Raw genomic sequence first — 19,278 nt, 5'->3', positions numbered from 1 at the left:
CAAAAGGGACTTAGAGTCTTGAACCTTTCTTAGGAATAGAAAAGATGCAAAACTGAATCCAAATGGAACAATATTAATACAAAAAATTTCAATTTTCATTAATTGCTATCAAATGTAAAATATTCCATATCGCAGAAGATTGTAATCGTATTTGTATCTGCTCTTGCATTACAGACATTTCACATGCTTGAACACCTAGTTCAGCTTCATCAACATGCGATTTTGGGATGGAGCATCAAAGATTCCTCAGGAATTGTTGGAGCGCTAAACCTGGAAGAGATTCATTGGGTGTATAATTTGGCATATTTTGTCCTTTTGGGAATCGTCTTCAAAGATTGTTCTTTTTTCAGATTGCAAGATAGAATGGATGGACAAAAGGTTGCAGTACTGTTATTTGGTATTGCTTTTTTCCTTCAAGGATATCATCTTGTTGAACATACTGTAAGAATGATTCAACATTTTATTACTGGATGTTCCCCATGTGTAGGAGTTTTAGGAGTTTATGTTGATGGAGTTTATCTTCATTTTATCTTAAACTTTCTAGTCTTTACTTATCCCTTTGGAGCATTTTTTGTATTTGGTTTTCATAAAAAAATTGTAAGACTATGCACAAAAATTAGCAGTTAATTCATAATCCTATACAAGATTACGAACTTGGAACTATATTTTTTCAAAAACATTCTGTCTTTACAAACTCGAACCCAAATGATTCCACACCTAGAAAATTTTTGTATTAGTTTAATGTAAGAATTTTGGAACTAGAAAAAGAACCACCACAGTGCCACTACCCATCCGGTCCACCTACCGTAATAATGACTTTGAGAAAAGTGATAGATTCAGTGTTTATGTGTAATATCGAATGTCTTCTTCTCTAGGGAAGGCATTATGCTGCAGCTGTCCTTTTTGTTAATGCTTTTTCTGGCTCCACATGTAGTTCTTGACCATTTTCACCAGATCTTATCGAAATCCTTGCTCCCTTTTCAAAATAATATGTTTCAATATGCTGATGACATCCAAACACAAACACTTGAGCTTGTGGTTTGATTGCAAGCCATGTCAGATGATTATTGATGACTCCGATGATTTTCCAGTCACCAGGTTTTGGAATGTGTGTGGTCAAGAGCACTCTAATGCGATTTTGAGATTATTCACGTTTGATCTCATTTTATCAAAGTATGTGTCATCAGGACTGTCTTGCTCTGAGAGTGATTCCAGTGGACTGAACAACAAAAGGTCTCCTCCTAACTCTGATGCTAGTCTTTCAGCCAGTTTTGGATTTCTATTTTCCTCTGTAAAGAAGTACCTTATGTCATTGTCTTCTGCAAAATGAATCAGTTCTTCAATGTCCTTTGCAGTTACAGGAGATTCAGGGCTTATCTCCTGTATTACTGAAAGGGTATGAAGGTTGTATCTCTCTGCAAAATAGGAAAACGCATTGTGGAATGGTACAAATGTATCTTTTTTGCAGACAGACAATTGTGTTCTAATCTCTTGATCCAGTGCGTCTAGTTGGTCAGAATAGGACTTTGCATTGTCAAGATACACTTCTGAATTATCAGGATCAGATTCAGCCATGTGGATAGCGATGTTCATTACCTGTTTTTTTGCCAATAATGGATCAAGCCAAATGTGTGGATCATATACGTGATCAAGTTCTGATTCTCCGTGTTCTTCTCCATGCTCTTCATGGACATCTTCCCCAGATACCAAATGATGGATTTCCTCTATTCCTTCTGGATCTTCCAAATATCCTTCTTCAATTTCATGTAATAATTTTTCAATTTCTTCAATCATACCTTCACTAGGACCATGACCGTCTCCCTCATGTTCATGAAGAATTTGTTCTATAGATTCGATTGTCTGTGATTCAGTAATGTGACCATGTTCAAACTCTTCTATAGTATTTGCAATTTCATCTAAAAATTCTTCAGCATGTTCATCGTGTTCTTCATGAGCACCATGATCATGTTTCTCTCCTTCAAGAAGGGTTATTCCCTCTGAGGAATCAACAAATATGATATGTGAAAAATCAGAGGATGATTTTATCTCATCAATGTATGGTTCAAAATCAGCACCATTGTAAATCAGCATATCTGCTTTTGTCAACTCTACAATTGTTTTTGGACTCAGATCAAATGCATGTGGATCTCCGTTTGTGGGAATAAGCGTCCTTACCTCTGCTGCATCTCCTGCAACGTTTTGAGCGAATTGTTGTAATGGATAAAATGTAGTGTATACTAGAAACTTGCCCTCAACTGGAACAACTTCATTTTGTGGTTCAGCAGAAACCAGAATCACCAAGATAATGACTGCAGCTGCAATTCCGCCTCCGATTGCTGCAATTTGTGGACCTTTCATGCCTGCAATGCTTGAAATGTTATTAATAAATCTGTAAATTCTTAATAACCCCTTATATTTCAAAAATAAAATTATTATTAAAAATTATTAAGAAGTTTAATAACTAATTTTTGCATATTAATAATAGTTGGAAATCCAATAAATACAGAAAATCTCAATACAATTCATGCCAAAGATTGTAAAATGTCCAAGCTGTGATTGCCACATTATTCTAAATGATCAGGGGCAAAAAGAGTTCTGCATCAAAGATTGTTCGAAGAAATAAAAAATCAGCTAACTAACCAAGTCTTCTAAATATTAGTTGAATCCAAAAAGACCTGAACCGTTTATGTAGCCAGAAAAAGATTTGAAAGAAGAATGGAGATGTAAAGAGAGAATAGTTTCTAAGTTATTTTATGATTTTAAAGATTAGATAATTACTGAAACAAACTAGAATGGAAACGCCTGCATCGTTCCTATCAATCCACACTTAGGACATTTCTCTTTACTCAAATCAATTTGATCAAATCTCTTATTTTCAGGATTTGGTAAATATACCGAGTGTGGAATATTGTATGCTCCATCGGCTCCACTACATACGGCAGAAATTGGAATAGAAAATTTGGGATCATGATATTCTTTTGGAATTACGGTATTGAGAAATTTTCCTAAATCTTTTGTAAAAGAATAAAATTTTTCTTTATCTATTTTTTGTAAAAGAAGATTTTCCTCTTCCCCTAATTCAAAGAAATTCTCACTTTCAAGCTGTTTCATTTTTTCTTTCATATTATCTCGGTATTTTTCATAATTTTCTAAAGCAAAATTGAATTTTTCAACAGACTCTTTTTTTACATCTTCAAGATTAACTGAAAATTTTTCACAGATGAAGAAAATATCTATAAAATCTCTTGCCTTAATTCCTTTTCTAGTCAAGATCGCTCTAATTTTTTCACATAAAATTTCTTTAGGATCATAAGTAGGAAATTCAATTTTTTTTAGATATTCAGAGTCCTCAAATAACGTTTTGAGACTTTCATTGGAATTAGTTCCCAAACTTTCTAATTCTTTAGAATGAGAAGAGAATAGGAGTTTTTCAACAAAATTAATCTGTACTTTCAAAAAAGATTCAATGTTTGTTATTTCTGAGGTATACCACAAATAAAAAGTACACATTTTGTTACTACCTCCTAATTCAACATAATGAGAATTGTCTTTTTCATATTTGAAATCCAAGCCTCTTTTTTGAGATATGTTTTCTAATATTTTGGCGGTTTTTGCTAGTAATTCAGATAAATTTTTTCGTATTTGTTTTCCAGATTTTCCTTGAAAAATACTTTGATCTTTCCAAGTAAAATCCATATCTTCAGAAAAACGGATGTAGTTAAGAAATGCCTTTACAAGACAGGTGCCCCCCTTAAACAAAAAATTTTGAATAAAAAATTCTTCGTTTGTTAAGTCTGTTAGTATTTCATGAAGGATTATGTCTTTTTCAATTAAAACTTGGTTTGTAATTTCGTAAGTTTGAGATATTTCTTGGATTAGTTGTTTTCTCAATTTTTTATTCTCCTTATTATGGCATGTACTGATTTTGGATAATGGATAGAGTATTTTTCTAATTTAGAATGAGATATTTCCTTGGACCATTCTGACACATCATAAGTAATTTTGTCAGATGATACTCCATTTGATTTCCATAGATATATGAAATCAAGAATCGTTTTTTCAGGATCAGAATATCTAACTCTTCTTCTATTTAGTATTCCAAAATTGAATAACGGTTTTGCTGTTTTAATGAATTTGAAATTATGTTCCATTATTTTCATGGGTTTCTCTCTAGATATCTTGTTGTTGATAACCTCATCAATTGTAAAGTGTTCATGAGTCATATTGTTTAGTTTTAATGCAGTATGTAATCCAAAATACCAATTTTTGATCTTTTTTAACTCTAATCCCTTTGCAACTAGTTCCAAGTGTGTATATCTAAGATAACCTTCTTTGATTTCTTCGGGGGTACGAATATGAAAAATTCCTTTGAAAATTCTTACAAAATATCCTCTTCTTTCATAATATCGGACTAGATTCTCATATTCAAAACCATGTTTTGTACAGTGTTTTTCTAGCTCTTCAGCAGTTATGAAATCCTTATTTTCCATTTTGAATTTTTTTAATAGGATTGTACTTTCCATGCTAATTATGACACATTATCGTATATAACATAATGTGTGCTATAATAGCACATTATCGTATATAATACAACGTGTTATGATAGAACAAAGGGGAAAAGTAAGCACCATCCACCTGGAGGAGGAGTTAGCAAATACATGTACAATACAGCAATAGATAGAATCTTTAGAGGCCTGAACCTTTCTTAGAGAATAAATTAGATTCAGAATAAAAGGGATTTGTTTTATTTTATTAATGATTTAATCTCCTGTTTTAAGTCCAACAAAATTCTCACAACTACAATACAAACATGGACGATGTCCTGAACCACTTTTAGGATGAGATTTTACATCATGAGGACATGCTTGACAAGTCATTGACATAATATTATCATATATTCAGCAAAATTATAACTATTTCTTTAAATTATTTTTTATAATTTCAATTAGTTCTTTTTTGTACTGCTCTCGTCCGGGTAATTTGTTTTCTTTACCCATTTTGTTTAGTCGTTTTTTCTCTTTTTCAAATAATCCTAACCTAACAAGATCTCGTCGTTTTCGCTTCAAAGCCCGATAATATGAAAAATATACAGAATCTAAAACCTCATTTTTTTTAAAGAATTTTACTACAGTCAACAAATCATAGATGTAGTCTTTACTTAATCCAAAATCACGAGATATAGCCTCAGTATAGTTTGTAATTTCATATTCATTCCATAATTTCTCATATTCAATAGACATGAATTAATTTTACACATCAATCATTAATTAGTTGTGTAAAGATAGCATTAATTTTATCTTCTAATTGTTTTGCCAATTCAGCATTATTTCCACTTTGTTCAGCATACACAAAATCACCAGTTTCCACATAAAGCGTAAAATTGCTAATAGATTTTTCCAAAACAGTCAAGTATTCTAACACATCATTACGTAATGGATGATATGTTTCATCCAAGTCAATATTTTGAATGTTTTCCTTATGACGCTTTGTGGCATCAAGATATTGTTCTAAATCATCTAGTACGATAATTTTTGTCTCTTCAAATAGGTTAGAATCAGAGTTAGCATCATCCAAGTATACGATACGCAAAAAATCAGAAGACGTATCTCCAAATTCCCGAGTATTTTCAAGAGCAAGTCCCCAATGCAACGACAACATAGTAAGATCAGCTATTTTTTCAGAATCCAAAGCATTGTGATTTTGAGCAAGATCAGAAATGACAGATTCAGATTCATCAGCAAGATAATTGGAGAAATTCACCAAAGCAAGGATTACAACAATTCCACTTAGAATTAATGTAAATTTTTGCACATTCATTCATGTACACCTTCAGATAGTGAATGATTTTTCAAATCAGGACTAGGAGTACGTCATGTCTATATAAGATCTATCTTGGTAATCTTGGTATTCATGGCTACATATAATGAATTGGTATCATGTTTATCTTATTTATGGGACAGATTCTTGGTGCAAGTAAAGTTACAGTTCGTTTCCAGGTTACAATTCCTGAAGATGCAAGAAAAATCATGAAGATAAAAGAAGGACAAACACTTGTCTTTGTTGAAGAAAACGGTAAGATAGTGGTCACAACGGAGATTTAGTTGCTTTACGGATTAATTATATTCTGAAGATTTTTGCAGAAAATGTTCCTCTGACATATCTCTCAGTATGTCTGCAAATGCACTTTGTGTAGGAAGCACTTTGGTTACCATAGAGTCTATGATGTGTTGTCTTTCCGAAGGATTCTTTGTTGCAAGAAGATTTTCTGCAGATAATTTGTGAAGGTATGCCAGTTCATGTTGGAATCCAATCATCATCTTAAGGAATCCCATCGATACAAAATCTCTCAAGTATTGGTAGAATTCAGACAGTTCTTGTGTTTCTTTTTTGTATCTATAGTATGTGCTTCTGCTTATTGTGATAGGAATTGCCTTTCCTGTGTTTTTATCAGTCATTGATACTCCTTTGGAATTTGTTTTGTTTCCCAATATGCCACTGTTGATGTATCTCAAAGACAGTTCAATTGGAAAATGAAATGATTCACATACCCAGATCATGTGCAGTATTCTTTGTTTTAGTTCGCTTTGTTTTTGTGTCTCATATTTCTTTGATTTTGGGCGTGATGATGACATTTATTGTATCATCTCCGTGTTGCCATTTCTCATACTTTCTAACAGTTTTAGAATATGGATTTTCTTGTTTCCAATTTCTTCTATACGCACGAATATGCTTCCATCTTGGAATTTCTTACTGTATGCTCTCGTTATTTTTCCTAATGCGTCCTCTAGAAGTATGTGGAACATTTCAGAGTTGTACGTTATTTTTCCGTCTTGGTTTTTGTGGTAATGCATTAGCATCCATTTTTCTATTGGGTCTATCTGTGCCCTATGTGATGATTGAATGCATAGAAAAGAGAGAATTTCTGAAATCAATTCAGACAGCCTTACAGCTCCTGCAGGTAGATAGGAAATTGGACAGTTACTGCATCCAATATCTATTGTGATTGTGTTTGGATATATGCTGAATTTTACTACGGAGGCGTAACCACTTTTCATCTCTAGTTTTATCATCTGGTTTTTTGTGTGTACAGGGTATCCTTGTTCTACTAGAAACTTGTGCAAGTTAGAAAATAAATGTATTTTTAGATCATGTAGAGATATTGGTGATTTTTCTGCATCTAGTATGTATTTTACTAGATTGACCCCCATACCCTTTGATTTGTTATCTTTGGATTTATGTAACATCTGATTTTTAATTGTGATAAAGATTGAAAAAAATATTGTACAAAATCTGTAGAGAATCATTGCAGAGGAACTCCTAATTTTTCATTTTGAGTTGTTGTGATTTTACTTATGATGTGTTTAGAGAAACAATCTAATCTTTCACAACTTTTACACACACTGTATGTTTTTTCCTTACCAGCTACTGAATACGTGATCAGGTATTCTGATTTTTTACCACAACATGAAAAATACTTAATCATTTTTTTCCACCCAAGAAATTTTTGATTATTCTTCTATAGTATAATGACCGAGGTATATCATCTCGTAATGTTTCAATTTTTTTGTACATAGTAATTGGGATTGAGATAGCAATTGTTATGGAATTTTTCATAAGAAGTATTGAGAATATTGGCTTTTATAGTCATAAGTTATAACTATTATAGAAATTATGCCTAAAAATCCAGATTGGATACCCAGTAGGCAGTCTACTAACATAATTTTAGACAGACTTCTACATGAAGGTCCATTATACACACCTGATCTAGATAAGCAATCAGAAAAAAACGAAATTGATTTTCAAGGTAATAGAGTAACAGGTAAAGAGACAAAAGAAAGAGTAAAGCATTCTACTTTACGAGGATTATTAGAGAAGTTAGAAAAAGAGATGAAAATTAAGCGTCTCAAATACAAAAAAAGAGCTAACAATAAAAAAGAAAGTGTCAAGTGGGATTTAACATTCATCGGGTTTTTGGATTGGATGGATAATGTCAATAAACAAACACATACTCGTGAAGAAATAAACAAGATCATACCATTGTGTGAAAAATGGATTCCATGGATTTATTCAAATTGGAATAATCTAATTGAGATATATGATGAAGTAAGTATGTTTGAATGCATAATTTCTAGTGCAAGACAGATCAATATAGATGATCAGTCATTTCTAGGAAAAAACATAACAGAGATAAAAATTCCAAATGACCATAGAATAGAAAAATCATCTGAGTTTGGTAATGTATTCATTCATTACAATTATGTATTAACTCTTAATTTCATTCATAAATTATTAGTTAGTTCAATACCACAGACAGAGCCAGAGGTAATGCCAAAACACAGAAATTCAATTATAAGATTATTACGATTAGTTAAGAAAAATGACAAATTGTGGTCATCATATAAAAAAAATATTAATACCACAATCAACATCTACACCCAAGAATTAATGGAATTGGAAAAAGTAGCAAACAAAATCAAAACAATAGAAACAAAACGGAATTAAGAATTTTGTTCCATTCTTTCTTTATCAGCCCATAATTCATCAATTTTTTGTTTGTATACTTCTAATTCGGATTTTTCTTTTTTCAATTTCTCATTTTCAAGCTTAATCTGTTCCTCTTCAGATATGGTGAGAAATGGTATAGCCTTTTGATATTCGGGAAATCGCTCAAAGTCTTCCTCTTGATATCTTTCATAGTGTTTTTCTAATCCTGTTTTGTGCCCCATCATGTCTTCTTTATCTAGATAATCTACTTTTGCACGCCTAAGCATGGTGTTGAAATATTTTCTAAATCCATGGTCAAGTTGCACTTCATGTCTTCTTTTTCCTGGAGGTAATGGGGGTCTAAGACCAATGTCAGTTACAATTTTGTCCATTCTTTTTCGAACTCCTTTCTGAGCAAGTCTACGAATCATAGGTGTTGCAACTGCTTTGATTAGAGGATCGTCAGGTTTTGGATATTCTCCAATGTCTGCTTTCCAGTTTTCCCGATAAATTTCTAGTGCTTTGCAAGCTTCTGGTGTGATGAATGTAAAATAACTTTCAGGATCTCCGCTATAGATTCTAAGGGCAGCACCTTTGTATGTTCCATTAGTGTTTTTGAAAAAGACAACATCTTTCCATGTAAAATAATCCCAAGATTCTAGTCTGAATCCACCTGATGAAAACATCAAAATCAAAACCTTGTCTGTAATGTTGTTAGAGACTTCAAGCATCTTTTGAATTTCTTCTTTAGTATATGCTCTGTCTTTTGATTTTGATTCCCTTCGTGGTAAAAGTTTGTTAAGAGATTTCCAATGAATTGGGACGGCATTTGCTTCAAGTAAAGCTTTGATTGGTTTGATATGGTTTGGAAGTGTCTGGGAACTAATCTCTCCCGATTCTACTCGTTTCTTGTCTTGTTTGATAAATTCAGCAATAATGTTTGAAGCTAATTCCATGTCTTTTCTTGCTAAATCTACAAAGTATTGAGCCAAAGTTTCAGGCTCTCGATTTTCAGGAGTTTTTCCAAGAGTTTCAGTGTAGAACTTGTTTGGAACAAGCTTGAGAAATGTGTAAAGTAGATTCTTGTATCTTCGCATTGTTGCAGGACTCCTGATAGAATCTAAGAATAATTGATAAGGTTCAGAACGAGATTTTACGTTATCCAAGGAAATTTCCATACTTTAGGTACAAGTGCGTCCTTTTTTAACCCCATGAAAGGATATGGGCCCACGGGGATTTGAACCCCGGATCTTCGCCGTGTAAGGGCGACGTCATAACCGACCTGGACTATGAGCCCAGAAACCAACGTAGTTAAAAACCATTTAAACTTTGAGAAAGGTCAGAATCTAGAAATTTGATAAAAAAATAGTAATTCCATGGTTCTTGTAGATTTTTTTTCTAGTCCAATAGGATTGGGTCATGTTACAAGAGATATTGCAATTGAAAATAATTTCCAAAACATTACAACAAATTTTGTTACAGGTAGCGGAGCAGCCAAAATTCTAAAAAAATTAGATATTCAAGTAGAAGATGTCTACAAACCACCTTCGTTTATTGTTGAAAATGGAACATTAAAAAATCCTGCAAAATGGCTTTGGAACTACTACAAATATTATAAAGATTGTAAAAGTATCTCAGAAAAAATTTTACAAAAAGATAATCCAAAATTGGTAATCAGCGATGAGGATTTTGCAGCATTGTCAATAGCTCAAGAAATGAAAATTCCAACTATTCTAATAACAGACATTTTAGAGACACATTTTACAAAAGGTTTGGCGTCATTGATTGAAAAAAAGATGAACAAATCAATGCAAGAAATTATAAAAAAATGTGAAATTGTGATTCTTCCTGAAATTGGGGATTCTAAAGATAACATACAAAGAGTGGGACCAATAGTAAGGAAAACAAATCACACTAGAGAACAATTAAGAGAAAAATTTTCTTTTGATAAAAAAACCATTGTAATTTCTATTGGAGGAACTGACGCAGGATTATTTTTAATTGAAAAGACATTAGAAGCCATTACAAAAATCAATTTCGATATAGAAGTTGTGCTAGTCTCTGGTCCATCTGTTAACAAAAATTATGAAAACATAAGAAATTTAGGATTCGTAGATAATTTACATGAGATAATTTACGCAGCTGATGTTTTAATTTCACTTGCAGGAAAATCAACAATTGATGAGGCTAATGCCTATGGCACGCCAGCAATATTCATTCCAATCAAAGGTCATTTTGAGCAAGAAGATAATGCCAGAGAGCAAGGTTTTACTTTTGAGGATATTAAAAGACTGGACAAACTAATTTTGGAGAAATTAGAGGAAAAAAGAAAACAGATCAATACTGAGGGTGCAAGAAAGGCTGCAAAAATCATTCAAAGCTTAATAGATAACTATTGATTTTTGATAAAGTGCTATGACAAAATTAGTAGTATCAAAGTTCGGGGGAAGTGCAATAGGCCCAGATGGAGAGTATATTCCAAAAATAATTCAAAGGATTGTTGATTTGAAAAAAGATTCCAAAGTAATTGCAGTTTTTTCAGCCCCACTAACAATGGACAATGGGAAAAAACGTTCTCTTACAGATGTAATATTAGAGCAAGGACGAAATGCCGCAAATGGCACTACACCGTCATTAGAAATTATCAGAACAACATATCAAAAAATTTTAGAATTAGTAAATTCAGAAAACAAAGAAAAATGTAAAGATGTAATTAATTTAAATTTAAAAAAAGCCCAAAAAGCATTAGATGAGGCACTTGAGAGCAAAGAATTCGTTGATGAGGTGCGTTCATGTGCTTTGGCTTTCTCAGGTGAGATTTTGATGTCTCATGTAATGAATTACATCCTAAGAAGTAATGGGATCAATGCTGAAACTGTAGATTTTGAAGATTGGCCTATCATCACAGATAATAATATTGAATCAACAAATTTTCTTACTTCAGAATCACGTACAAAAATGGAAAAAACTGGTGAACTAGTTGAACAAAATGAAGTAGTAACCATAGGAGGATTTATTGGGAAAACGGTAGATGGTGTCACCACCACTTATGAGCGTGGAGGTTCTGATCGTACTGCTGCAGATATAGGAATTTTATTTCATAAAAAATATGATACAAGCATAGATTTTGAAAAAGATAGTGCTGTAGTATCAGCTGATCCAAAAATTATAGAGTCGGGCCTAAGAGAAGTTCATCAATTATCATACAATGAAGCAAGACTTGCAGGAATGTTTGGAATGAAGATTTTAGATCCAATAGCAATCAAAGAAATTGTTGAAAATGGTGTAGATATGCCAATAACGGTTACTAACATGAATCATCCAAACAAAGTCACTACAATAAAAAGACTACTAGATGAGCAAAAAGGGCATCCTATCAAAATTGTTACAGGAAAAGAAAACTGTGCAATTTTTAGAATTGAGACTGCATCGATACAAAAATTGTTGACATCACTAGATAAGGATAAGCGCTACAGTGAATTCGTTATTTTGTCTCCATTTACAAAAGATGGAATAGAATTTTCAAGAATATTATTTTTAGATGGAGATTATGTAAAGAGAAATGAAAAATATTTACTTGGATTTGATTCTCTTGCAACAATAACATACAACAGAGGAGTTATCACACTAATTGGAGATGAGATGTGGCGTGTTCAACAAGTAGCATCTAGAACAAGTGCAAAGATTGGTGAAACAGGATTAAATATTTTGAACATGGATGCACAAGAAGAAACTTCACGAATAATTATTGTTGTAGAAGATGCTAAAGACAATATTAGAAAAGCAATAAGCGCAATACATCAAGAGATTTCAGAAATTAATTTTATTTAGTGTAAGTTTGGCGTACGGTTTTTACACCAGTAGCGCCATCGAGGGTTTGTTCTTGGACCATTATCTAGATTCAGTCCGGCGTTACCCTAAACACGCGATACTATATGTTGTATTTTCTAGTATTTAGAGCTGATCTATATAGATTAAATTACATACGCTCAGCAAAATACCATAGAATTATTCCAATTCCAAGAATTCCATACCACTTGAAGTTTTTCTTATTTGTGAAAATTGTTGGTGAGCCTAATTGTTCATCTCGGTATGTGGTTTGACGGATTTTTCTCATTTCAAATGCCTGACCAATTAATCCTATGATAAGCAGAGCAATTGCTATGTATCCCAAAGTCCATTCCATACCACAATTTCAAGTTAGTCAGATATGTAGTTTCTAATGCGAAAAATAGTATCAAAAAATAATTCTTTAAATTAGCATAGTTTTTTTCCTCTCCTATGAAGGAAGTTGGAAAAATATGGATGAATGGAAAATTAGTACCATTTAAGGATGCCAAAGTTCATGTTCTAACTCATGCATTACACTATTCTACATCAATTTTTGAGGGGATCAGATGTTATAACACACCAAATGGTTCTGCCATTTTTAGACTACCAGAACATGTAGATAGATTCTTCAAATCAGCAAAATTGTATTCAATGAAAATGCAGTTTTCAAAGAAAGAGATTTCTGATGGGATAATTAAAACAGTAAAAGCAAGTAAACTCAAAGAGTGTTACATTAGACCACTAGCATATTATGGCTATGGAACTATGGGTTTAACTCCAACACAAAATAAAGTAGATGCTTCTATTGCATGTTGGGAATGGAAGATGGGTGAATCAAAAGCTGGAAAGTTCTCAGGAGCAAAATGCAAGGTATCAAGTTGGATAAAAATTGATTCTAGATCCCAACCAATGCAAGCAAAAGCAGCATCAAATTATGCAAATGCTGCATTAGCAAGAATGGAAGCATTAGAAAATGGATATGATGAGGCAATTATGGTAAATAACCACGGAAAAATTGCGGAGGGCAGTGCAGAAAATATCTTTGTTGTAAAAGATGACATTATCCAAACTCCACCACTATCTGCTGGAGGGTTAGAGGGAATTACAAGAGATAGTGTAATACAAATTATTGAAGAAAATGGGGGATTCGTAATTGAGCGAGATCTAGAAAGAGATGATCTCTATACTGCTGATGAAATATTTATGACAGGCACTGCTGCGGAAGTAAAGTCTGTAACACAAATTGATAAAGTAAAAATTGGCAATGGTAGAATGGGACACATTACAAGAGCATTGCAAAAATCATTTACCGATGTAGTTATGGGTAAAGATGAAAGATTCTTACCTTGGTTGACGTATATCTAATTTCCACGAGGTTTTTTACCCACAAAAAAGCATAGATATTATGGATTCATGTGCTACAGGAGATACACAAGAAATCTGTTGGTTTTGCAGAAAAGGTCGTCATGAAGATTGTATGAAAGATATCCCAATGCAAGGAAAGTCAGACGGTCCTCATGACTGTACATTTGATACAAAACTAATTCCATGCAAATGTACTCACTAACAATTAGTATCAAATACAGCTATATCTCAAAAAATCTTATGAATTACGACGAAAATTTTTGGAAAAAATATGCAGATGAAAATGAGGTAAGGTATAATGAGGAATTTGCTAAATTCACAAAAGATCTTGCAATATCATTACGTTGTACAAGTGTTTTAGAGGTGGGGTGCGGAACTGGAATAGATTTAAGATTGTTTCCAGAGACTTTTCAAATTTACGGGGTGGATCCTAATGAATATGCATTAAATATTGCAAAAGAAAAATTACCAGTGGCCAATTTTAAAAAAGGAATCATTACAGATTTACCATTTGAAGATTCATCTATAGATTTTGTATTTACCCATGGATTATTGAATTATCTAGATGATGATACATTAGAGAAAGGAATTGCAGAGATGTACAGAGTTACTGGAAAATACATTATGAATTGTGAGACATTTAGTGATGTTGAAAAAGAGATCGATGAAAATCAAAAATCTCGTAATATGGTAAAGCGTTGGATGAATTACAAGGTACGAATCGTAAGTGATGTTGATATGCATGAGGAGATTGAACCTGAAAAAAAGCGATTTGTCTTGTTAAGAAAGATCTAGGAAGGGTAGTTTCGAGCTATTGAAACTCTTGTGATAGAACGAGCGGGTCTAGAGGGATTCGAACCCACGACAGCAGGATTAAGAGTCCTGTGCGCTACCTGGCTGCGCCATAGACCCACCAAAGATACTAAGCCCAGAGTTGTTATTAATCTTAAGATTGTAAAATAAAGGAAAATTATGTTTTATGCTTTGGCTTCAATTTCATTGTATTTTTCAATGATTGCAGTTAGTGCAGTTGAAACTGGAACATCATTCATCTTTTTCTTTTCGGTAAGAAGTTTTTGGTATGCTTCTAGTGTGATGTAAACTGGAATTGAACCATTTCCTTCTAACAAACCTCTAACGTTGTAAAGAGCAGTTTCCATTCCTCTCTCAGCAGATTTTGCAAATTTTGCTTTGTCCATAATTGCTCCTAGAGGACCAAATGGCATTTCATAATCTACTGACATTGTAACTCTTGTGAGGTTATTTCCTAATGATTTGAATTCATTAGTAATTTGCCATTTCTTAAATGGGCCTTCAATTTGTTTTGCAGTTATTTTCTCATTTCTAACAAATTCAGTTGTCTCACAATCCCACTCTAAACGTTTACCGCTAAAGTCACCGATAATTCTAAAGGTTGTACCTACACCCATGCCTTCCTTAATATCCATAGGAACAACAGTCATTCCTACAGCATCAGTCTTGATTTGATCAGAAACATGTTCTGGTCTTGCAAAGTAAGTAAAGACATTCTCAACAGGTGTCTTAATATCGATTGATTTTGTTACGAGGGTCAACGATTCAATGTCTTGCCAATAAGGATTTAAAGGTTTTGAAGATTTTCTGAAATAATCTAGTTACAATATATTCATCTAATTCTAGTATACTCTAAATGGAAAAAAAGCGATCTGTCATTTTCTCAGTTTTGGTATTGTTTTCAATAATTGGAGCAAATGATGTTTATGCTCATTCAATGTTTAACTCTGCTGAAAAGTTTGATTCAGGGTATAGAGTTCAAGTAGCAACAGCTCCTGAATTTCCACAAATTAATGAGCCATCTCAATTTATGATCAGAGTAACTGAGGGATTTGATTACGAAGAAGTCGACAGATTTACTATGGGAATTAAGATATTTTATAATGAAAAACAAGTGGATGCCATACCTCCCAAGTCAATAGAGGGATCACATTGGGATTTTGATTATGTTTGGAGAAATTCAGGAAATCATATTGTGGAATTATACTTGTATGATATGCCAAATAATCCAGAGGTTATTACCTACAAGTTCAACATGGGGACTCAAAGCCCATTTGGATATATTTTCTTTGCAGCAATTACTGTAGGAGCTTTGTCACTTACAGGTGTAGTCTTGTATATCTATGTGCCAAAAATTTTTAGAAAATCTAAACCTTAGATTCTAATGGAATTCTTGAGATTCTAAATGCAAATAATGTAGTTAGCAATACCATTGAGAAGAGCAATATGCCAATTCCTAAATGAATTGCGACTAGAACTGCATGTAGTTTTAAATCAATTACCAAAGCACCTAGAGTAATTTGTGTAATAACAAATACTGTTGCAAGGGAACTTGTAATTTTGATTTTTCTATCAGCCTTTTTGTTGATAAAGCTTGCAACCATAGTTGCAATAACCAAAGTACCAGTAGTAGCTGCTGCTAATCTATGAATCCACTCAATAAGATATTCTTCAGATGGCATTATACCATTTGGACATAATGGCCATTCAGGACATGTAAGACCTAGTCCGGCAGCTGAGATATATCCACCTAGAAACATTAGTGAATACAAAACTATCATTGTTGCTAATGCAAGATATTGAATTGCCAAAATTATTCTACTATGAAGTTACCTACCATGCCTTGTAATGCATGTCCAGGAACTGTGCAGATGTAATAGTATGTACCAGGTGCACCAGCAGTAAAAGTAGTACTTCCACTTTCACCAGGTTTTAGAGGGTTGGATGCTGCTGCAATTTCAGAATTCCAAAGTATATTGTTAAAGTCTTCAGGGTTTGCAACTACTCCAAATGCATGAAATGATTTTCCATTATTTGCAGATGTAATGGTAACCTCATCACCAGAGTTTACACGAATTTCAGGATTGTTACCATCTTCTCCTGGTAATGCATTAAATGCTAATGTTCTAAAATCATCAGATTCTACAAAGTCCAAAGTAAAGTCATGAGAAACTCCTGTTGGAGCTGCTGCAACACCAGAACTACTACCACCTTGAGCAGGTCCAACTATGATTTCACCAACCATTCCTTGTTCCCTATGACCAGGAACAGTACAGATGTAATAGTATGTACCTTCTTCACCTGCAACAAATTCTGAAGTTCCACTTTCACCTGCCTTTAGTGGATTTGATGGTGATGCAATTTCAGAGCCAGGGATAATTCCACCAAATCCTTCAGTGTCTTTTGTAACACCAAATGCGTGGAAGGAAACTCCGTCATTAACTACGTTAAAGATTACTTTATCACCAACATTCATGTTGATTGTTGGATTGTTATCAGGTTCCCCGGGTAATGCATTAAATGCCAAAGTCCTAAAGTCAGATGATTCAACAAACGAAAGATCAGATGTAATTGTCTTGCCTGTTGCAGCTACTGGTGCAGCATGATCTGCTTCACCTGCCATCATTGCAACAACTGGTGCAGGTTCTGAAATCCAATAATCCCAAAGTGAAAAGAAGATGGCACCACCAACAATACAAATTCCTAGCATTATTGCCATCATTTTTCCAGTTCTTGCTGGAGTTGTTCTGTAAACTGTTTGTGTATCGTGACTCATTTCATTTATCTCCTAATGGGATGGGTTCTTTGCCTCAAATGGATAGTAGTATTTACCTCCAACACCAAATGGATCCTCTGTGTTTGCAGGCTCTCCCTTTCCGGCGCTGTAAATCATGTTTATCAAAAATATCACCATACTGACCCCAATAATCATTGCACCAACTGATGCAATTTGGTTCATTGCAATCCATTCTGGGATTGGGGGATAGTCAAAGATTCTTCTTGGCATTCCGTATAACCCAAGTACGTGTTGAGTAAAGAATACCAAAACAGTTCCTATGAAGGACATGATAAAGTGAATCTTACCCATTGTTTCATTATACATTCTTCCTGTGACATATGGATACATGTAGTAAAGATAACCAATTGAACCAAATGCAATGGTTCCCATCACAAAGAGATGGAAGTGTCCAACTACCCAGTAAGTATCATGAGTTGTAAAGTCTAATGGCATAGCAGCATTTGCAACACCACCTGCACCTGCAGAGAAGAATAATGCAATTCCACCAACTGCCCACATCATAGGAGTTGAAAACTTGATTCTGCCATTCCACATTGTTGCAATGAAATTATAGACGTGCATTGCAGATGCTGGAACTGCTGCAAGTGTTCCAACCATAAATACAGTCTTTTCAGTAAATGACATTCCGGTTGCATACATGTGGTGTGCCCATGATGAGAATCCTACAATGGATAATAACACGAATGCAAAGATACCAGAGTTAAAACTATAGATTGGTTTTCTTGAGAATCTTGGAATAATCTCATACATCATACCAATAGCTGGAATGACAAGAACATACACTTCAGGATGGAATGTAAACCAGAACAAGTGTGCGTATGCAATTGGATCCCCACCCATTGCAGGATTAAAGAATCCAGTAACACCAAGTCTGTCAGTCAAAAGCATCAACAATGCTGCTGCAAATGTTGGGATTGCAACAAGAATAATCAATGAAGATGACAAGAATGACCATGCCAATAGTGGGACTTGACCAATTGACATGTCTGGATGTTTACATTTGAGAATTGTAACAACAAAATTAATTGAACCAAGAACAGAAGATATGCCTAAAATCTTTAGTCCAAATATCCACATGTCAGCAGCTGGTCCTGGGGCACTGATAATAGAGTAAGGAGGTGTAGCATACCAAGTAAAGTCTGCAAATCCCAACCAAATAAGGGCTCCAGAAGGAGGAATCATCCAAAATGCTATTGCGTTGAGTTTTGGATATGCCATGTCTTTGTATCTAACCATAATTGGAACAAAGTAGTTACCAACAGCTGATGCAAATGGAATGATAAACAAGAAGATCAATGTGGTTCCGTGAACTGTGAAAATTCTGTTAAAGGTCATTGCATCGCCAATAATTTGTGCACCAGGCAAGAACAATTCAGCTCTGATTGCAAGTGCTAATGCACCACCCAAAAATAAGAACCCTAATGACATGATAAGATAAAGTAAACCAACATCAGTGTGGTGTGTTGAGAACATAATTTGCCAAATTGGGCGTGGTTTTTGTAATTCTAGAACCATGTGTTAATTCCCTCCAGCGATATGGATAAAAGCGTTATCAAGATTTTGGCTCCTCCACAATTAATGTTCCACGCATGTTATAGTGAATCAATCCACAATATTCTCTGCATTGAATATCATGTTCACCAACATCAGTAGGTGCAAACCATACGGTATTTACTCTACCAGGAATTGCATCCATCAAAACAACATAATCGTGAATGTTAAATGAGTGATTAACATCTTTGGAATGAATTTCAAATTTGTAGGCTTTGCCTTTTTCTACATGTAGTTCACCAATTTCTTTTGTTCCATCTTCATGTTCAAAAGTCCAGAACCATTGTTGTCCTGTGACTTTGATAATTTCAGCACCTTCTGGTACATGCTCTACAAGTCTTTCAGCTTCCCAAGCTTCTGCACCTACCCAACACATTAGAGCTATAACTACTCCAACGTAAATCCATTCAGGCCAGTTAGAATGTCCACCCATT

Annotated in this window: 25 protein-coding genes and 2 tRNA genes; 9 read left to right on the top strand and 18 right to left on the bottom strand. The window is 33.9% G+C overall.

Going from position 1 to position 19,278, the window contains the following annotated elements:
- The first annotated feature begins 102 nt into the window (after window positions 1-102).
- Entirely contained in the window at window positions 103-627 is a 525-nt protein-coding gene (locus C6989_RS03405; RefSeq protein WP_182126355.1) for a hypothetical protein, read from the top strand.
- A gap of 256 nt (window positions 628-883) precedes the next feature.
- Here the strand turns inward: C6989_RS03405 and C6989_RS03400 are convergent, their stop codons facing one another.
- The 7 genes from C6989_RS03400 to C6989_RS03375 all read right to left on the bottom strand — a co-directional run bounded on the left by C6989_RS03400 (window position 884) and on the right by C6989_RS03375 (window position 5,817).
- Complete coding sequence (locus tag C6989_RS03400; RefSeq protein WP_182126354.1) at window positions 884-1,120, bottom strand: hypothetical protein; 237 nt, start codon at window positions 1,118-1,120, stop codon at window positions 884-886.
- Window positions 1,117-2,358, bottom strand: a complete 1,242-nt coding sequence (locus tag C6989_RS03395; RefSeq protein ID WP_182126353.1) for a metal ABC transporter solute-binding protein, Zn/Mn family — start codon at window positions 2,356-2,358, stop codon at window positions 1,117-1,119. Before C6989_RS03395 ends, C6989_RS03400 begins: the two co-directional genes overlap by 4 nt.
- A 429-nt stretch (window positions 2,359-2,787) precedes the next feature.
- Window positions 2,788-3,891, bottom strand: coding sequence for a nucleotidyl transferase AbiEii/AbiGii toxin family protein (locus C6989_RS03390; protein ID WP_182126352.1), 1,104 nt, complete (start codon window positions 3,889-3,891; stop codon window positions 2,788-2,790).
- A complete protein-coding gene (locus tag C6989_RS03385; protein ID WP_182126351.1) occupies window positions 3,888-4,523 on the bottom strand; it encodes a type IV toxin-antitoxin system AbiEi family antitoxin domain-containing protein in 636 nt (211 codons plus the stop codon). Before C6989_RS03385 ends, C6989_RS03390 begins: the two co-directional genes overlap by 4 nt.
- Window positions 4,524-4,760: 237 nt before the next feature.
- Complete coding sequence (locus C6989_RS10175; protein ID WP_255464624.1) at window positions 4,761-4,883, bottom strand: hypothetical protein; 123 nt, start codon at window positions 4,881-4,883, stop codon at window positions 4,761-4,763.
- Window positions 4,884-4,913: 30 nt separating this feature from the next.
- Window positions 4,914-5,240 carry a hypothetical protein gene (locus C6989_RS03380; protein ID WP_182126350.1) on the bottom strand — a complete coding sequence of 109 codons (327 nt, stop codon included), beginning with the start codon at window positions 5,238-5,240 and terminating at the stop codon, window positions 4,914-4,916.
- A gap of 16 nt (window positions 5,241-5,256) precedes the next feature.
- Window positions 5,257-5,817, bottom strand: a complete 561-nt coding sequence (locus C6989_RS03375) for a hypothetical protein (protein ID WP_182126349.1) — start codon at window positions 5,815-5,817, stop codon at window positions 5,257-5,259.
- A 134-nt stretch (window positions 5,818-5,951) separates the two neighbouring features.
- Between C6989_RS03375 and C6989_RS03370 the strand changes: the two genes are divergently transcribed.
- On the top strand, window positions 5,952-6,101 hold the full coding sequence (locus C6989_RS03370) for an AbrB/MazE/SpoVT family DNA-binding domain-containing protein (RefSeq protein WP_182126348.1): 150 nt from the start codon (window positions 5,952-5,954) through the stop codon (window positions 6,099-6,101).
- A 12-nt stretch (window positions 6,102-6,113) separates the two neighbouring features.
- On the opposite strand, the gene C6989_RS03365 is transcribed toward C6989_RS03370, so the two are convergent.
- Both C6989_RS03365 and C6989_RS03360 read right to left on the bottom strand, forming a co-directional pair.
- Window positions 6,114-6,632, bottom strand: a complete 519-nt coding sequence (locus tag C6989_RS03365; RefSeq protein ID WP_182126347.1) for a hypothetical protein — start codon at window positions 6,630-6,632, stop codon at window positions 6,114-6,116.
- The gene (locus tag C6989_RS03360; RefSeq protein ID WP_220462856.1) at window positions 6,633-7,208 is read right to left on the bottom strand and encodes a hypothetical protein; all 576 of its coding nucleotides are present in this window, start codon (window positions 7,206-7,208) and stop codon (window positions 6,633-6,635) included. It abuts the gene before it with no gap.
- Between the two features lie 463 nt (window positions 7,209-7,671).
- Here C6989_RS03360 and C6989_RS03355 point away from each other — a divergent pair, with 463 nt between their 5' ends.
- On the top strand, window positions 7,672-8,502 hold the full coding sequence (locus C6989_RS03355) for a hypothetical protein (RefSeq protein WP_182126345.1): 831 nt from the start codon (window positions 7,672-7,674) through the stop codon (window positions 8,500-8,502).
- Here C6989_RS03355 and C6989_RS03350 read toward each other — a convergent pair.
- Entirely contained in the window at window positions 8,499-9,662 is a 1,164-nt protein-coding gene (locus tag C6989_RS03350; protein ID WP_182126344.1) for a site-specific integrase, read from the bottom strand. The two genes, C6989_RS03355 and C6989_RS03350, sit on opposite strands and share 4 nt — an antisense overlap.
- Before the next feature lie 44 nt (window positions 9,663-9,706).
- Window positions 9,707-9,781, bottom strand: a tRNA-Val gene (locus tag C6989_RS03345).
- Window positions 9,782-9,860: 79 nt separating this feature from the next.
- Here C6989_RS03345 and C6989_RS03340 point away from each other — a divergent pair.
- Both C6989_RS03340 and C6989_RS03335 read left to right on the top strand, forming a co-directional pair.
- Window positions 9,861-10,883: a glycosyltransferase gene (locus tag C6989_RS03340; RefSeq protein ID WP_182126343.1), complete on the top strand. Its 1,023-nt coding sequence runs from the start codon at window positions 9,861-9,863 to the stop codon at window positions 10,881-10,883.
- Window positions 10,884-10,899: 16 nt separating this feature from the next.
- Window positions 10,900-12,315, top strand: a complete 1,416-nt coding sequence (locus C6989_RS03335; protein WP_182126342.1) for an amino acid kinase family protein — start codon at window positions 10,900-10,902, stop codon at window positions 12,313-12,315.
- Between the two features lie 148 nt (window positions 12,316-12,463).
- Here C6989_RS03335 and C6989_RS03330 read toward each other — a convergent pair whose 3' ends face one another.
- Window positions 12,464-12,670 (bottom strand): hypothetical protein, encoded by a 207-nt coding sequence (locus C6989_RS03330; RefSeq protein WP_182126341.1) that lies wholly within the window; start codon window positions 12,668-12,670, stop codon window positions 12,464-12,466.
- A 95-nt stretch (window positions 12,671-12,765) separates the two neighbouring features.
- Here C6989_RS03330 and C6989_RS03325 point away from each other — a divergent pair, with 95 nt between their 5' ends.
- Genes C6989_RS03325 through C6989_RS03315 form a run of 3 tightly spaced genes read left to right on the top strand, consistent with a single transcriptional unit; the run spans window position 12,766 to window position 14,475 of the window.
- Complete coding sequence (locus tag C6989_RS03325) at window positions 12,766-13,680, top strand: branched-chain amino acid transaminase (RefSeq protein WP_182126340.1); 915 nt, start codon at window positions 12,766-12,768, stop codon at window positions 13,678-13,680.
- Between the two features lie 40 nt (window positions 13,681-13,720).
- Entirely contained in the window at window positions 13,721-13,882 is a 162-nt protein-coding gene (locus tag C6989_RS03320; protein ID WP_182126339.1) for a hypothetical protein, read from the top strand.
- 38 nt (window positions 13,883-13,920) lie between these two features.
- Window positions 13,921-14,475, top strand: coding sequence for a class I SAM-dependent methyltransferase (locus C6989_RS03315; RefSeq protein WP_182126338.1), 555 nt, complete (start codon window positions 13,921-13,923; stop codon window positions 14,473-14,475).
- A 43-nt stretch (window positions 14,476-14,518) separates the two neighbouring features.
- On the opposite strand, the gene C6989_RS03310 is transcribed toward C6989_RS03315, so the two are convergent.
- Window positions 14,519-14,592 (bottom strand) — tRNA-Lys (locus C6989_RS03310).
- A 65-nt stretch (window positions 14,593-14,657) separates the two neighbouring features.
- Complete coding sequence (locus tag C6989_RS03305) at window positions 14,658-15,254, bottom strand: SRPBCC family protein (protein ID WP_148702717.1); 597 nt, start codon at window positions 15,252-15,254, stop codon at window positions 14,658-14,660.
- 95 nt (window positions 15,255-15,349) lie between these two features.
- Here C6989_RS03305 and C6989_RS03300 point away from each other — a divergent pair, with 95 nt between their 5' ends.
- Window positions 15,350-15,871 carry a hypothetical protein gene (locus C6989_RS03300; protein ID WP_182126337.1) on the top strand — a complete coding sequence of 174 codons (522 nt, stop codon included), beginning with the start codon at window positions 15,350-15,352 and terminating at the stop codon, window positions 15,869-15,871.
- Here the strand turns inward: C6989_RS03300 and C6989_RS03295 are convergent.
- Genes C6989_RS03295 through C6989_RS03280 form a run of 4 tightly spaced genes read right to left on the bottom strand, consistent with a single transcriptional unit; the run spans window position 15,861 to window position 19,277 of the window.
- Entirely contained in the window at window positions 15,861-16,304 is a 444-nt protein-coding gene (locus tag C6989_RS03295; RefSeq protein ID WP_182126336.1) for a COX15/CtaA family protein, read from the bottom strand. The two genes, C6989_RS03300 and C6989_RS03295, sit on opposite strands and share 11 nt — an antisense overlap.
- A gap of 2 nt (window positions 16,305-16,306) precedes the next feature.
- Window positions 16,307-17,269, bottom strand: coding sequence for a plastocyanin/azurin family copper-binding protein (locus C6989_RS03290; protein ID WP_148702714.1), 963 nt, complete (start codon window positions 17,267-17,269; stop codon window positions 16,307-16,309).
- A 12-nt stretch (window positions 17,270-17,281) separates the two neighbouring features.
- Window positions 17,282-18,808, bottom strand: coding sequence for a cytochrome c oxidase subunit I (locus C6989_RS03285; RefSeq protein WP_148702713.1), 1,527 nt, complete (start codon window positions 18,806-18,808; stop codon window positions 17,282-17,284).
- A gap of 37 nt (window positions 18,809-18,845) precedes the next feature.
- The gene (locus C6989_RS03280; protein WP_148702712.1) at window positions 18,846-19,277 is read right to left on the bottom strand and encodes a cupredoxin domain-containing protein; all 432 of its coding nucleotides are present in this window, start codon (window positions 19,275-19,277) and stop codon (window positions 18,846-18,848) included.
- Between the last annotated feature and the right edge of the window lies 1 nt (window position 19,278).

The organism is Nitrosopumilus sp. b2 (genome assembly GCF_014078535.1).
GTDB classification, from domain to species: domain Archaea; phylum Thermoproteota; class Nitrososphaeria; order Nitrososphaerales; family Nitrosopumilaceae; genus Nitrosopumilus; species Nitrosopumilus piranensis.
This window is presented reverse-complemented; position numbering and strand designations above follow the sequence as displayed.